This is a genomic window from Corynebacterium tuberculostearicum (assembly GCF_046097465.1).
Classification (GTDB): Bacteria; Actinomycetota; Actinomycetes; order Mycobacteriales; family Mycobacteriaceae; genus Corynebacterium; species Corynebacterium tuberculostearicum_I.
This window is the reverse complement of record NZ_CP175799.1, coordinates 2,520,195-2,533,804: the sequence shown is the minus strand read 5'-3', so window position 1 is coordinate 2,533,804 and position 13,610 is coordinate 2,520,195. Positions and strand designations below refer to the sequence as shown.

The following is a 13,610-nucleotide window of genomic DNA, read 5'->3' as shown; positions in this document are numbered from 1 at the left end:
CACAACAAAACTCCATAATGAAACACAAAGGGAAGGAAACGGTAAACCACCGTCTCCTTCCCCTTTTTTCGCGTTTTACGCCAACCACCCCCACGCGACAGTACTCGTGGCAAGCTGCACGCCGCCGCCTTTCGTCGGCGTTAAAGTTTTTAGCCATCAGGCGCCCTAGGTGAACACTTCAGGACTCGCAACTGGTTGTGTCCCCGCAGCCAGCTGTTCGTATTGCCGGGGATCTACGGACAAGGAAAGGCCCGGCGACTTTCCTTTATCCACTGGTAAATTGCGCTCGCATTGGTTCTACGTTTCGCCACGTGACAGTTTCATGGTCTACACAATATGAAGGCTATGGGTGGTCGATTAGGCGGTGCGTGTAGAGGGGAAGGGCGGACTCGAACTCGCGGTACTTCCCGCTGAGGGGGTCAGTAAATTCGATGTGGGTTGCTGTGAGATGCATTGGGATACGCATATCCTCCGCGTCTTCAGGATAGATTTTTGGATAGACAGGATCACCTAGGATGGGTACTCCAGCTTGCCACATATGGAGACGCAATTGATGGGTCTTGCCCGTGGTGGGTTTAAGAGTGTATTTGCCTAATTGTGGCAGGGCGCCGTGGATCGTTTCATACGGGGCGTTATTTATTAGTTCTACTGCGGCCAGAGTCGTAAAAGCGTTTGGGGTGCCATCGCCTATTCGTCCTTGGATTTCGCCGGGGGTTTTGGTGAGGTGGGAGGCCCATTGGAGGGGCGTCGGAAAGCGGCGGTATTCGGCGATTGCCTGATAGGTCTTTTGTACTTTCTTTTCTGCAAATAGGGTTTGGTAGGCGCCCCGAACATCGCGATGTTTGGTGAATAACAAAATTCCGGAGGTAAGTCTGTCTAGGCGGTGCGCTGGGGCGAGTTCGTTGTTTCCCGTCATTCGCCGTAGCTGGACTGTAGCGGTCTGTACGATGTGGCGGGCTCGTGGCATGGTTGCCATAAACGGTGGCTTATCTGCAACGAGGATATGTTCATCCTCGAAGAGGATGGGGACGTCGTAAGGCACCGGTGTTTCAGGCGCCGGCATGCGGTAGAAAAAGACATCTTCGCCCTGGCTCAATATTGAGTCCGGACGGAGCTTGGTTTGATTGCGTAGTACTACCTCGCCGGAGTCGAAACGCGCCTGGAGCGCCGAGGCGTCGTCGTCGGGGTGTCGGTGGCGTTGTGCCGAAATGACTGCGCTAAGAAATTCCCAGGCCGTTATGTCTCCCTCGGAGGTGCGCACGCGGGTTGGATTCAGGCCGTCTTTAATCGGCAAAGGCGTGAAACCTTTTCGGCGATGTATTAATGTTTTGTCCATGGATTTTAACTCTCTCATTGAACCGGTTGTTGCCTTTTTCTCTGAAGGTATTGGCGCCGTAATTCGCACCGTCTTGGAGTTTGTGTACACCGTTATGTTCCCGTCGAATTCCGAGGCTGCAACCGTCAACCCTCAAGCCTAATCCGTACTACAATTAAGGTATAACCAGCGAAAGGACACATCATGGCTAAGGAAGATATTGTAGTCGTTGCCGTTGACGGTTCGGATGCATCGAAGAATGCAGTACGTTGGGCCGCCAATACGGCTATGAAGCGCGAGATTCCACTGCGAATCGCATCCAGCTACACCATGCCACAGTTCCTGTACGCAGAGGGCATGGTTCCGCCAAAGGAGCTTTTCGACGACTTGCAGGCCGAAACCCTCGAGAAGATCGAGGAAGCTCGCGCCATCGCTCATGAGGTGGCCCCGGAGTTGAAGATTGGTCATACTGTGGCCGAGGGTTCCCCCATCGACATGCTGCTAGAAATGTCGCACGATGTCACCATGATTGTCATGGGCTCCCGCGGCATGGGTGGCCTGTCCGGCATGGTGATGGGTTCCGTTTCTGCTTCGGTTGTATCCCACGCCTCTTGCCCAGTGGTCGTCGTTCGCGAAGATAATCAAGTTACGGATTCCACCAAGTACGGCCCTGTCGTCGTTGGTGTGGATGGTTCCGAGGTATCGCAGAAGGCCACGGCTTACGCCTTCCGCGAGGCACAGGCCCGCGGTGCTGCTTTGATTGCCGTGCATACTTGGATGGATATGCAGGTGCAGGCTTCCTTGGCGGGTCTGTCGGCCGCCCAGTCCGAGTGGGCTGATATTGAAAAGGAGCAGAGCGAGCTTCTGACCGAGAATCTGAAGGAGCCGCGCGAGGAGTACCCAGAGGTTGAGGTAAAGAAGCTCATTACCCGCGACCGTCCGGTGAGCGCTTTGACCGAGGCTGCAGAAGGCGCGCAGCTATTGGTTGTTGGTTCGCACGGTCGTGGCGGCTTCAAAGGAATGCTCTTGGGCTCGACCTCTCGCGCACTGTTGCAGTCCGCACCGTGCCCGATGATGGTTGTCCGTCCGGATGAGGAAAGCTAGAGACTGCTAGTCATAGAGCGCTTCGCCCACAAGGGCGGAGCGCTCTTGTTGTGCGGAGCCGCCTTAGGTAGTGTGCGCTCGTGTACGCTAAGGTATACCCGTTATTTTAGGAGGATTGCATGAATTTGGGTCTGGGGCTTATTAGCTCGATTGTTATTGGTATCATTGCCGGCTGGCTGGCAGAGAAGATTATGAAGCGCGACCACGGCCTGCTGACCAACCTTATTGTTGGTGTCCTGGGTGGCATCATCGGTGGCATGATTATCCACTTCCTGAACATTGAGGAAGGTGGATGGATCTTCTCCTTGATTGCCGCTACGGGTGGTGCTTGTATCCTGTTGTGGATCGTGGGGCTCATCAAGAAGTAGCCCGAATTTAATTCGCGTACAAACCGGTTTGTCTATAAAGTATAGATGAACCGGCTTTGTCGTTTTAGAGAGGAACCCATGGCAGAGAAGAAGTCGCGCCGTAATCGGTCCAGCCCGCGCAGCCGGCTGCTGGAATCGGCGACCAAGCTTTTTACCACCGAGGGCATTCGTGTCATCGGAATCGACCGCATCCTACGCGAGGCAGATGTGGCTAAAGCTTCTTTGTACTCTTTATTTGGTTCCAAAGATGCGCTCGTTATTGCTTATGTAGAAGCTTTGGATGAGAAGTTCCGCCAAGATTGGGAACAGCGTACCGCGGAGATGACGGATCCGGATCAAAAGATCCTGGCCTTTTTTGATAAGGCGATCGAGGAAGAACCCACGCAGGAATTCCGCGGCTCCCACTTCTTGAATGCGGCCGGAGAGTATCCGCGCCCCGAAACCGAGGCGGAACACGGTATCGTGGCTGCCTGCGTTGAACACCGTAATTGGGTGCATTCCACTCTGACGGCCTTGCTAACAGAGCGCAATGGCTACCCATCGTCCTCGCAGGCGAGCCAGCTGTTGATTTTCTTGGATGGCGGCCGTGCGGGGGCTCGGCTCACCAAGGAGATTGGGCCGCTACAGACGGCCCGCGACCTGGCTACTCAGATGCTTTCTGCTCCCCCTGCTGATTATTCGATTTAAGGTACTTTCGCGCCTCCATACGTAGCTGGCTGACCCGCTTCTTCTCCTCCTTGGAGAGGGCGGGTTCTTTTTCGCGCTTGCGCCAGCGGCGAATGCTTTCGCGGCGCATAGCGTGGACATCCTCAGTAAGCGGGTAGTCGCGGTGCAAAATGATCTCAAAGATAGCGGTTTGGATCAACGTGAAGAGATAGGCGCAGCCCCAGTAAAGAATGATTGCTACTGGGATAGGTCCGGTTTGGGCTAGGTGCCACAGGAAGAAAGGGATTACCAACAGCAAAAAGCCCATGAGTATGAAGACGCGGCGGTTGACCTTCTGATCAAATTGAGTGGTGCGGAAACTGCGCACGAGGGAAATGACGGAATTAGCCATGGTAAAGGCGATGGCGGCAATGAGGATGGGGTTGATGAGGTCGCCGTGCTCGCGGGCGAAATCCGTCAGCGGAGCGCCGTAGAAGGTGGTTTCGCGGAAGGCCGAAACATCGGAGGCATTCAACATGCCCACGGTGGTGGAGCCGCTCTCAACATTGGACATGCGCAGGAGCACTTGATAAAGGCCGATGAAGGCCGGAATCATGATGAGCGGGGGGACACAACCAGCTGCGGGGTTGTAGTTATAACTCTTCATGAGGTTCTTTTCCTCTTGCATGAGCGCCGCCATCTCCTCGGTGGTGGTGGCGTTATTCATCTGCTTTTTGATGCGGTTATTCTCCGGGCGGATGAGTGCGCCGATACGGGCGGAGCGTACGGAAATCCAGTTCAGGGGAACAACGATGCCGCGCACGGTGATAACCAGCAAGATGATGGAAATCAGCCAGGCCGTAGATTCACCGACGAAGCTGCTGATGAGCCAGTGCCAGAACTTCATGATTCCGGAAACTGGGTACATGAAGACTTCGTACATGCTTAACCTTTCATGGGCAGTATGGTTTAAGGCATGACTAAAGTTCTTGGGGAACTCATGCTAACCATTGGCGTGGTTCTTTTACTCTTTGCATTCTATGAAGCCTATTGGACAAATGTAGAATCCGGTCAGCTGCAGGAGGAGGCGAGCGCCCACCTCGAAGAGCAATGGCGAAATCCTCGGCAGAAGCTAGAGCCGGAGTTGGGTGAGGCGTTCGCGCAGCTTTATATTCCCACGTTCGGTTCTGACTACCGCTTCGCCATTATTGAGGGCACTAATGAAGATGACCTGCTGCGCGGCCCGGGCCGCTACGTGGATTCCCAGATGCCGGGAGAGATGGGCAATTTTGCGGTTGCGGGCCACCGCGTGGGCAAGGGAGCTCCCTTTAATGACTTGGGCAAGCTAGAGACCTGCGATGACATCGTGGTGGAGACGCACAAGGAGCGAATTACATATCGCGTATTGCCCATCGATGGCGAGCAGGCGGACTGTTTCAATGGAATTCCGCCGGAGTATTCCCATGTGGCTGGTCGGCATATTACGACGCCTGGCGACGTCTCGGTGACCAACCCCGTGCCAGAGTCGGACGCCGAACCGAGCCGCGAGATCTTGACCTTGACCACGTGCCACCCGCAGTTTTCCAACGCGGAGCGCATGATTGTGCACGCTATGGAAGTAGAAAAAGAGGAGAAATAATGTATCGCGCTTTGTGGAATCTCTTGCCGGGGCCGACGCCGGTGAAGGTTATCTTGGCCATTGCTATTGCGGTGGGAGTCTTCTTCCTACTCATGGAGGTTGTATTCCCGTGGCTGTCGCCGATGATGCCGTATAACGATGTGGCGGTTTAAAGGCCCAAGTTGGCGATCGCTTCGTGGGCGATTTGCTCTGACTTAACGGTTTGTTGCTGGTTGCTCCACACCAGCACCGCGTGCGTGTCCTTCTGCACGGCGTACACGGCGTGCTCATTGACTACGCCCCGGCCGCCTTCCCAGCCGTCGAAGGAGGCCGGTTCGGTGGCGTCGATAGGCGCGGCCCAGTCCACTGCGGCGCGGGCGTCGTCGACCGTGGGCATATCGCGCACGATGACGGTGGCCTGTGGCTCGTCCTGGTAGGACCAAAAGACGCAGGCCGGGGTGGGAAAGCGCGTGTCGATGCCCTGCTTGGTCAGGCGCTGGCCGTTGGTTTCTTCGAGCCAGCCGGGGCCGATGTAGGGGCAATCGCTCCAGTCATTGACTTCCGCGGTTTGGGCGACGTTAACCTCCGGTGCCTCCGAAGCCTCCGGAGTGACCGTAGTAGTTGGTGCAGGGGTGGGTGCAGATGAATCGCAGCCGGCGATCCCAAAAGTGGCTAGGGCGAGTAGGGGAAGTAGGCTTTTGCGCATGAGCTCCACAATAGACCGGGATACCGATGCGTTGCGCACCGGCATCCATATCCTGACCGCTGGCCTGCTGGTGGTAGGCATTTTTACCTCCGCGCGAATGCCGCTTTCGCAAGCGATCATCAACCTGCTGCTTTTGGTGGGCTTTGCAGCCGTGTACTTCGCAGGCTCGGTATACGGGGAATATTGGGCCCAGCCTGTGCGCTACCTGTGGCTGTGCATACTCTCGGTGCTGTGGGTTGCGGATCTGTTCGTGGCCCCAGCGGCAATCTATCTGGTCTTCGCCATGTTCTTTTTGTACCTTACGGTGCTGGACATGGCGGCGGGCATCGCGTGCGTCATCTTTGCCTCGATCATCACCGTGGTGGTGCAGATTCCGCAGGGTCTGACCTTCGGCGGTGTCATGGGGCCGGCGGTCTCGGCACTGGTGACGATAGCGATCACCTACGCCTTCCGGACGCTGTCGCGGATGAATAAAGAGTTGATTGAAACCCGCTCGCAGCTGGCAGCCACGGAGCGCGATGCCGGCATGGTGGCCGAACGTCAGCGCATTGCGCACGAGATTCATGACACCCTTGCCCAGGGGCTGTCTTCCATTCAAATGCTCCTGCATTCGGCGGACCGTGATCTGGATAAGCAGGACGCGGGCAAAGCGCGAGAGCGCATCGAGCTGGCCCGCAGGACGGCCGCGGATAATTTGCACGAGGCACGGGCAATGATTGCCGCTTTGCAGCCGCCGACGCTCAATGAGGCATCCCTTGAGGCCGCGTTGACCCGTATGGCGGAGAATTTCGGCGCTACCGGAGATATCCACGTCGAGGTGGAATCCGAAGGAGAGGTACAGCAGCTGCCCATGAAGGTAGAGGCGGCGCTGCTGCGGATTGCGCAGGGCGCTGTGGGGAACGTCGTCAAGCATGCAGAGGCAAGCCGCGCCCGGATCACGGTGACCTATGAGGGCGATGAGGTGCGCCTGGATGTGGTGGATAACGGCAAGGGCTTTGATCCGGCCGCGGTGGAAAGTACCCCGGCCGGACTGGGGCATATTGGGCTGGCCGCAATTAGGCGCCGCGCACAAGAGCTAGGCGGGGAGATCATTATTGAATCCGCGCCGGGGGAGGGCACTGCCGTGTCAGTTAGTATGCCCTTAGGCAACCGGGTAGATTAAACTTTTGGTTGACAATGACATCGATAGGAGGAATGTCGTGATTCGGGTCCTATTGGCAGATGACCACGAAATCGTCCGCCTGGGTCTGCGCTCCGTGCTTGAGGGCGCAGAGGATATCGACGTCGTAGGGGAGGTCGCTACGGCCGAAGCTGCGGTGTCGGCAGCGCAGGCGGGCGGCATCGATGTCATATTGATGGACCTGCGCTTCGGCGCGGGCGTGGAAGGGACCCGCGTTATGGGTGGCGCGGAGGCAACCGCGCAGATTCGCTCCGCGATGGCCACCCCGCCCAAGGTCCTCGTGGTTACCAACTATGACACTGATGCGGATATCCTCGGCGCTATCGAAGCCGGTGCCGTGGGCTATTTGCTCAAGGATGCACCACCGCACGAGCTGCTGTCCGCAGTGCGCTCGACTGCGGAGGGTGATTCGGCGCTATCTCCCATCGTGGCCGATAGGCTGATGACTCGCGTGCGTACGCCACGCACCTCGCTCACGCCGCGTGAGCTCGAGGTCTTGCAGCTGGTAGCAGCGGGGGCGTCGAACCGGCAGATTGGCCAAGACCTCATGCTGTCTGAGGCCACGGTGAAGTCCCACCTTGTGCACATTTATGACAAATTGGGCGTGCGCTCGCGCACCTCCGCTGTGGCGGCAGCACGCGAGCAGGGCGTGCTTTAATTAGCGGCGTTATACGCCTCGATAACGTCCTGCGGGATTTTTCCGCGGTGCGCCACTGGCAGGCCTTGGGTGCGGGCCCATTCGCGGATTTGGCTGGGGTTGGCCCGCTGGGCATCGAGGGCGGGGGCAATGCGGGCGGCGTCCACGTAGGGGGCGAGCAGATTATGGAAATGCCGCGCGTTATCCGTGGAGAGATCGATAAGGTAATTTTGACCGTTTACGCTGAAGCGAACGACTTCTAGCTGGTCTTCAGGGATTAGGGTGTGGTCCAGGTCGTCGTAAAATTGGGTTACTTCACGGCGGGACATATTTCCTCCAATTTTAAAAATTGCACACCAAGCACAGAGAGCATAAACGGTGTTATCGGGGTAGGGCGGTTAGAAGATTATCAGCAACTTTTTCTGGCCGAAAATACTTTTCCCGAAAACCCGGATCTTTATAGAAAATAAATAAACGCCACCACCGAATAGGGGGCGGTGGCGGCGTGTAGCTCTTTTACTGCGCCAGGCGCTGCTGGATTTCCGCAGTAATGGAGTCAATCTCCGAGCTAATAGTCTTGTGAGCGCGGCGGCGCTGCTGCTCGGTCATGAACTCGGCATTATCGATGGCGGAGTCTACTTCTTGCAGGCGGTCACGCACATCGCGCTTGAAGCCGGCTGGAACGTCCGTGTTATCGAGGGAGTTGCGGATGCCGGCGGTGCGGGCCTTGAGCGGCGCACCGTAGCCGGAGAAGGAAGCCATCTGTTCCGAGCTCACGCCCGCCTTAGCGGCCTTGCGCTTTTCGCCTTCGGTCTTCAGGCCCACGTAGCCGCGGTAGAGGAGTGGCAGCAGCAGGGGTGCGGCGGTGCGCAGTGCACCGGCATAGCGCTTGACGTTATCGGAGTTAAAGCGGCCGGCCTTGAGCTTGGCTAGCTCGTTCTTGGCCATCTTCTCCTCATGCTTGCGGCGCTTCTTCAGGCCCTTTTCCTCCGACTTAATGAGGTGCTTTTCCTGCTTGGCCAGGAGCTTTTGCTGGCGGCGGCGGTCCTTAGACTGGGCCTTTACCTCTGCCTTGGCGCGGGTCTTGGCGGCCTTTGCCTGTGCGCGTGCTTCTTGGCGGGCCTTTTTAACTTTCTTCAGAATGCTCATTAAATTTCCCTCACGTTTGATCGAGTCTGGATTCAACTTTACCTTGCCGTTCTATTAAGCTCACCCGGTGTGGAGGATGTGGTTGTTGCTTCGGACCTTGTGGGGTGCCGCTACCGCTTAGTACAGCGGCGCACGCACCCCGAGATGCCGCGTACCCATGCCTCGGTTGCCCGGGCGGAACGCCACGCGGCCGCAGTGGAGGCTGTCATGGAGATGTTTCCCCGCAAGGGCTCTGGCAGGTTTCGCCGCATCGATCTGGAAGGCGATGAGTGGGAGCGCTCCATGCGCACCCTTGAGGCCTTAGCTTCTGGGTATACGCACATTACCAACGCGGTCTTCGCCACCGAGGAGTGGATGGTGCGCGTAGATTTGCTGCTGCGCGAGGGCGATAAGTACACCCCGATTATCGTGTCCAATCACCGTGTGGCCCGCAAGAATGACACCAAGACGACGCCGGCGGTGCCTACCCATCGCTTGGGCCTGAGCGAGCCGCTCGAGGCGCCGTATAAGCTGCGCCATCATGCGGTAGATGGTTACCGCTTAGCGTTTGCCGCCCGTGCTTTGCGGGATCTCGGGCTCGATTCCGGCCGGGGCGGCGCCATCGGCCAGGACCGCACCCGGGCATTTTTTACGGAAACAGCCAAGTTTGATCTGGAACGCGCCTGGAATCAGCCGCTTCCTACCGCCCCGGTGCGAGTCAAGGAGTGCGCGAGCTGCCGCTTTTGGTCTTTGTGTGAGCAAGAGCTGGTGGCGGCGGATGATATTTCGCTCTTCCTATCCGGCGACCGCGCTAAGCCTTATCGCGAGCGCGGGATTACTACCGTGCAGGCGCTTATCGACGCCGACCTGGGCGAGCCCTCCCGCCTTGCTGCCGCCTGGCGCGCCGGGGAAGTGTTGCTGCGCCGCGGCGGCGTGCAGGTCCCGCGCGCAGACGTGGAGGTAGACGTGGATATGGAAGCCTACCTGGACCAGGGCGCGTACCTATGGGGAGCGTGGCACGACGGTAACTACGTCCCGTTTGTTACGTGGGAGCCGTTGGGCGGGCGCGCCGAGGCAGAGAACTTTGCGGCGTTTTGGCGCTGGTTGATGGATGTGCGTGCGCAGGCCCATGCGGAGGGCAAAACCTTTGCTGCATATTGCTACTCGTCTCACGGTGAGAACCATTGGATGCGCATGTCCGCGCAGCGCTTCCGCGAGGTGGATGAGCGGGAAGTAGAAGAGTTTATCTCCTCACCGGAGTGGGTGGATATGTTCGCCCACGTCAAACGATCCTTCGCCGGCCCCTTCGGCCTAGGTCTGAAGGTAGTCGCCCCGGAAGCGGGTTTTACCTGGCCAGAAGAAGACTTCGACGGCGAAGAATCCGTGAATGCGCGCCGCGAGGCGCTAGCCGGTGACTTCGTGGCGCGGCAGCGCTTGCTGGACTATAACTCCGGCGATGTCCAGGCCACCCGCGCGGTCCGCGAGTGGATGGATGCCGGCGCGCCGGGTACTACAGCGCTGTAAATATGGCGTAGATGACCGCGAGGATCGCTATGCCCGCATAAACCTGGTTCCATTCTGGCCCCGGCTTCGGATCCGGGCCCTCCGCCTTCTTCATCAAGACCTGCTTCTGGGCCTTGACCGCCCGGGCGATGAGCACGGGGTAGACCGCCAGGGACAGGATGCACAAGAGGGAGGCGACCACCTTAAGCAGGGAAATATCGGTGCCGATCCAGATGAGCAGCCCACCGTTGACGAAGGTGGCGCGCAGGAGGCCGAGTTTGTCCATCTGCTGCAAGCCCGCTCGGACGGCAGCGGGGCCGCCACCCATGGTGCTGGGCAAGAGGTAGCTCATCACGCCGATGAGCAGTTGACCGGCAAACCCCACCAGCAAGGCGAGGGTGGGCAGCGCCGGTTCGGGCATAAAGAAATGCTGCACCGTGTAGTACACCAAAGACAGCACCAGCCATAACGAGGCCATGAGCACGGAGACCGAGGAAAAGGTGATGCGATCGCGCGGGTCCTTAGCCACCGTCAGCACATTAGCGAGCCACTGCTGCAAGCTCAGCGCCCAACCGCAGCAGTAGGCGATAAGTCCGAACTCGGGGAAGCCGAGAAAAGCGCCCACGATGGTGGCAACCACACCGACTGCGAGCAGCGCAAAGGAGGATTGCATGTGGCGATTAATGCCCTGGGTGCGCCAGATGGAAGGGAAAAGGATGGTGAGAGAACCGGCCGCGGCCAAGCCGATGAATCCGCCGATATTGGCGGCGATATGGGCGAGTAGCAGCGTGGGATGGCCGGGGTAGACGGCCAGCAGGCCGCCAAAGATGGCACCCACCGGCAGGCACAGGGCGGAAAGTACATAAGCGCCCACCACGGGGCGGAAGCGCTTATCTTTGGCACCGCGCCATTGCTGGAAAAGCGATACCGCATGCCAGAGCATCATCAGTGCAATGAGCGTGGCGCCCACCTGGGTGACAATCCAGTGTTGGGACCAGAACTCCATGAGGATTTGACCGATTAACGCGAGGATGATTCCGGCATTGAGGCTATAGATGCGGGTCAATTGGGCAGGCCGAGTGGATTCGGGGAGGCGCTGTTGGGTGAATTTCTCCGTGAGGTGCTGGGACCACACGATGATGCTATTGCTCACCAGTCCGAGGGTGAATAGGTGGATGAGTACCCACCGGTAGTTCGGGACCAATGTATGCGTTGCACCCACGAGGATGAAAACCATCATCCATAGGGATACGGGACGGGAGGCCTTGCGGTGCCATGTCCGCGCCGACCACTTATTCTCAGGCATAAAACCGATTTTAGCCGGATTTAATCTTGGTCCAAGTCAGCGCAGTAAGGGCGAGGGCTACGGCGGTGAAGAAGGCAATGAAGAGGGGCCACGATAGGGCGTCGAAAAGCAGGCCGGCACATGCGCCCACCACAGAAGAGCCAAAGTAATAGCAGAACACATACATCGAAGAAGCCTCCGCGCGGTCGTGGGTGGCAATCTGGCCCACCCACCCGGAGGCGGTGGAGTGTACGGCGAAAAAGCCCACGGTAAAGGCGATCATGCCCAGAAGCGTCAGTGGAAGGTTACCGGCGCACAGCGCGATGCCAAGGGCAAAAAGTACGGCAGAGGCGAATAGGGTTTTCCCATGGCCTATGCGTGCAACAAGGGAACCTGCCCGCGCTGAGGACCATGTGCCGGTGAGGTAGAACAGGAAAGCCAAACCGGCTAGCGAAGGGGCCAGACCAAAATCATCGATGAGCCGGAAGGTTAAGAAGTTATACATGGAGACAAACGTGCCCATGGACAGGAATGCGGTGAGAAAGAGCAAGGCCAAATCCCGGTTGGCCCAGTGGCCCAAAAGCGCCCGGCTTTCGGTCTTGAGATGGATGGATTTAGGCCGGAAATTGCGTTGGGTAGGAAGCAGCAGCCAAGACGTAATGGCAAAGGCGAGTGAGACCAGCGCCGAGCCGAAGAGCGCCCAGCGCCACGTGGAAATCTCCACCAGTCCAGTGGGAATGAGGCGGCCGGTAAGGCCACCGACGGAGGTGCCTGCAATGTATAGGCCCATAGCCCGCGGCAGGGCTTTGTCATCGAGTTCTTCAGAAAGCCATGCCATTGCCGTGGCGGGGGCGCCGGACAGCAGCGCACCCTGCAGGCCGCGTACCACGATGAGCTGCCACCCCTCCTGGGCGAGGGGAACAATGAGCCCCACGCCGGTCGCGGCAACGGCCGAAATGAGCAGGATACGTCCGCGGCCGAAACGCTCGGAGAGGATCGATGCGGGCACCACGCATAGGGCCAGCGCGCCCGTGGCGGCCGATACGGTCATGGCCGCTGCAGTGGAAGAAAGGCCCATGTTGCGGACCAGCGTGGGAAGAATGGCTTGGGTGGAATACAGGCTGGAGAATATAGCCAAGCCCACGAGGAGCATGGCTACCGTTGCACGCCGCGTTCGAGTCATATCATTTAGCCTGCCCGGACATGCAGCATGTGTAAAATGTGGAAAATTACACTAAACGATGCGGAGTATGCATGAATGTGGAGGATGTCCGCGGCTTCCTCGCCGTGGTGGATCAAGGTCGCGTGGGTGCTGCGGCCGATGAACTGGGAATCTCCCAATCCGCGCTGACCCGCCGCGTACAGCGCGTAGAAGCTAGTCTTGGCGCCCGCCTTTTCGAGCGCACTGGGCGCACCCTGCACGTGAATTCGCGCGGGAGGGCCTTCGCTGCGGCTGGGCGGGAAATGCTCCGCGCCTACCAGGTAGGGCGGGACGATGTTGCCCGCCTCATGGATCCAGAACGCGGCACCGTGCGCCTAGATTTCATGCACTCGCTGGGCACCTGGCTAGTTCCGGACCTGCTCAAGAGCTATCGCGCGCAGCACCCGCACGTAGATATTCGCCTGCATCAAGGCGCGGCGCAAGAGCTGGTGAGCAGGGTGGAAAACGGCGAATCCGACCTTGCCCTCGTGGGCCCGCGGCCTGATGCAGCCCTGGGCTGGCACCAGATTAAGGTGCAGCGACTAGGCCTTGCTGTGCCGGAAGGCCACTGGGCAGCGAACCGGCGGGAGGTGAAACTAGCGGAATTCGCTGCAGACCCGTTCATCGGCATGCGCCCAGGCTATGGCACGCGCATGCTTCTCGATGCCCTTGCAGACGACGCTGGCTTTAGCCCCCATCTCGTCTTCGAATCGATGGAACTTACTACCGTTGCGGGGCTGGTAGCGGCAGGACTCGGGGTGGCGCTTTTGCCGCTGGATGATCCTTATCTACAGGTGGGGAGCCTGATCCCCCTTACGCCGCCGGCGTACCGCGAGCTCGGTTTAGTGTGGCGCGCTGGGGACGATGCGCCCCCAGTGCAGCAATTCCGGGAATTTATCCGGGCATAGAAAAAGCCGCCC

At 58.6% G+C, this 13,610-nt stretch carries 17 protein-coding genes; 10 read left to right on the top strand and 7 right to left on the bottom strand.

The features are described 5' to 3' along the window. Positions 1-343: 343 nt before the first annotated feature. A complete protein-coding gene (locus tag ACKFRX_RS11850; RefSeq protein WP_408927947.1) occupies positions 344-1,354 on the bottom strand; it encodes a pseudouridine synthase in 1,011 nt (336 codons plus the stop codon). Between ACKFRX_RS11850 and ACKFRX_RS11845 the strand changes: the two genes are divergently transcribed. From ACKFRX_RS11845 to ACKFRX_RS11830, 4 genes are all read left to right on the top strand, one after another. Beyond that, positions 1,335-1,478 (top strand): hypothetical protein, encoded by a 144-nt coding sequence (locus tag ACKFRX_RS11845; RefSeq protein ID WP_005325337.1) that lies wholly within the window; start codon positions 1,335-1,337, stop codon positions 1,476-1,478. The two genes, ACKFRX_RS11850 and ACKFRX_RS11845, sit on opposite strands and share 20 nt — an antisense overlap. Before the next feature lie 41 nt (positions 1,479-1,519). Further along, positions 1,520-2,419, top strand: coding sequence for a universal stress protein (locus ACKFRX_RS11840; protein ID WP_200436292.1), 900 nt, complete (start codon positions 1,520-1,522; stop codon positions 2,417-2,419). A 119-nt stretch (positions 2,420-2,538) separates the two neighbouring features. Continuing rightward, positions 2,539-2,787 (top strand): GlsB/YeaQ/YmgE family stress response membrane protein, encoded by a 249-nt coding sequence (locus tag ACKFRX_RS11835; RefSeq protein ID WP_005327014.1) that lies wholly within the window; start codon positions 2,539-2,541, stop codon positions 2,785-2,787. Positions 2,788-2,865: 78 nt separating this feature from the next. Beyond that, positions 2,866-3,474: a TetR/AcrR family transcriptional regulator gene (locus tag ACKFRX_RS11830; RefSeq protein ID WP_408927946.1), complete on the top strand. Its 609-nt coding sequence runs from the start codon at positions 2,866-2,868 to the stop codon at positions 3,472-3,474. Here ACKFRX_RS11830 and yidC read toward each other — a convergent pair. Continuing rightward, positions 3,431-4,375, bottom strand: a complete 945-nt coding sequence (gene yidC / locus ACKFRX_RS11825) for a membrane protein insertase YidC (RefSeq protein WP_408927945.1) — start codon at positions 4,373-4,375, stop codon at positions 3,431-3,433. The genes ACKFRX_RS11830 and yidC overlap by 44 nt on opposite strands. A 33-nt stretch (positions 4,376-4,408) precedes the next feature. On the opposite strand from yidC, the gene ACKFRX_RS11820 reads away from it, so the two are divergent. Both ACKFRX_RS11820 and ACKFRX_RS11815 read left to right on the top strand, forming a co-directional pair. Beyond that, complete coding sequence (locus ACKFRX_RS11820) at positions 4,409-5,071, top strand: class E sortase (protein ID WP_284792009.1); 663 nt, start codon at positions 4,409-4,411, stop codon at positions 5,069-5,071. Then, positions 5,071-5,223, top strand: a complete 153-nt coding sequence (locus ACKFRX_RS11815; RefSeq protein ID WP_049377502.1) for a hypothetical protein — start codon at positions 5,071-5,073, stop codon at positions 5,221-5,223. Before ACKFRX_RS11820 ends, ACKFRX_RS11815 begins: the two co-directional genes overlap by 1 nt. On the opposite strand, the gene ACKFRX_RS11810 is transcribed toward ACKFRX_RS11815, so the two are convergent. Continuing rightward, positions 5,220-5,756: a DUF2020 domain-containing protein gene (locus tag ACKFRX_RS11810; RefSeq protein ID WP_239278638.1), complete on the bottom strand. Its 537-nt coding sequence runs from the start codon at positions 5,754-5,756 to the stop codon at positions 5,220-5,222. The genes ACKFRX_RS11815 and ACKFRX_RS11810 overlap by 4 nt on opposite strands. Between ACKFRX_RS11810 and ACKFRX_RS11805 the strand changes: the two genes are divergently transcribed. Further along, entirely contained in the window at positions 5,755-6,918 is a 1,164-nt protein-coding gene (locus ACKFRX_RS11805) for a sensor histidine kinase (protein ID WP_408927944.1), read from the top strand. The two genes, ACKFRX_RS11810 and ACKFRX_RS11805, sit on opposite strands and share 2 nt — an antisense overlap. A gap of 37 nt (positions 6,919-6,955) precedes the next feature. Then, on the top strand, positions 6,956-7,594 hold the full coding sequence (locus ACKFRX_RS11800) for a response regulator transcription factor (protein ID WP_040425341.1): 639 nt from the start codon (positions 6,956-6,958) through the stop codon (positions 7,592-7,594). Here the strand turns inward: ACKFRX_RS11800 and ACKFRX_RS11795 are convergent. Continuing rightward, positions 7,591-7,902, bottom strand: a complete 312-nt coding sequence (locus ACKFRX_RS11795; RefSeq protein WP_005325354.1) for an Lsr2 family protein — start codon at positions 7,900-7,902, stop codon at positions 7,591-7,593. The two genes, ACKFRX_RS11800 and ACKFRX_RS11795, sit on opposite strands and share 4 nt — an antisense overlap. Positions 7,903-8,089: 187 nt before the next feature. Then, positions 8,090-8,722, bottom strand: coding sequence for a DUF6474 family protein (locus ACKFRX_RS11790; RefSeq protein WP_284792012.1), 633 nt, complete (start codon positions 8,720-8,722; stop codon positions 8,090-8,092). A 69-nt stretch (positions 8,723-8,791) separates the two neighbouring features. On the opposite strand from ACKFRX_RS11790, the gene ACKFRX_RS11785 reads away from it, so the two are divergent. Then, positions 8,792-10,225: a TM0106 family RecB-like putative nuclease gene (locus ACKFRX_RS11785; RefSeq protein ID WP_408927943.1), complete on the top strand. Its 1,434-nt coding sequence runs from the start codon at positions 8,792-8,794 to the stop codon at positions 10,223-10,225. Here ACKFRX_RS11785 and ACKFRX_RS11780 read toward each other — a convergent pair. Together ACKFRX_RS11780 and ACKFRX_RS11775 are read right to left on the bottom strand one after the other, a co-directional pair. Next, a complete protein-coding gene (locus tag ACKFRX_RS11780; protein WP_408927942.1) occupies positions 10,212-11,510 on the bottom strand; it encodes a copper oxidase in 1,299 nt (432 codons plus the stop codon). The genes ACKFRX_RS11785 and ACKFRX_RS11780 overlap by 14 nt on opposite strands. A gap of 10 nt (positions 11,511-11,520) precedes the next feature. Continuing rightward, positions 11,521-12,672, bottom strand: coding sequence for an MFS transporter (locus ACKFRX_RS11775; RefSeq protein WP_408927941.1), 1,152 nt, complete (start codon positions 12,670-12,672; stop codon positions 11,521-11,523). Between the two features lie 71 nt (positions 12,673-12,743). Here ACKFRX_RS11775 and ACKFRX_RS11770 point away from each other — a divergent pair, with 71 nt between their 5' ends. Beyond that, positions 12,744-13,598: a LysR family transcriptional regulator gene (locus ACKFRX_RS11770; protein ID WP_408927940.1), complete on the top strand. Its 855-nt coding sequence runs from the start codon at positions 12,744-12,746 to the stop codon at positions 13,596-13,598. Positions 13,599-13,610: the final 12 nt, after the last annotated feature.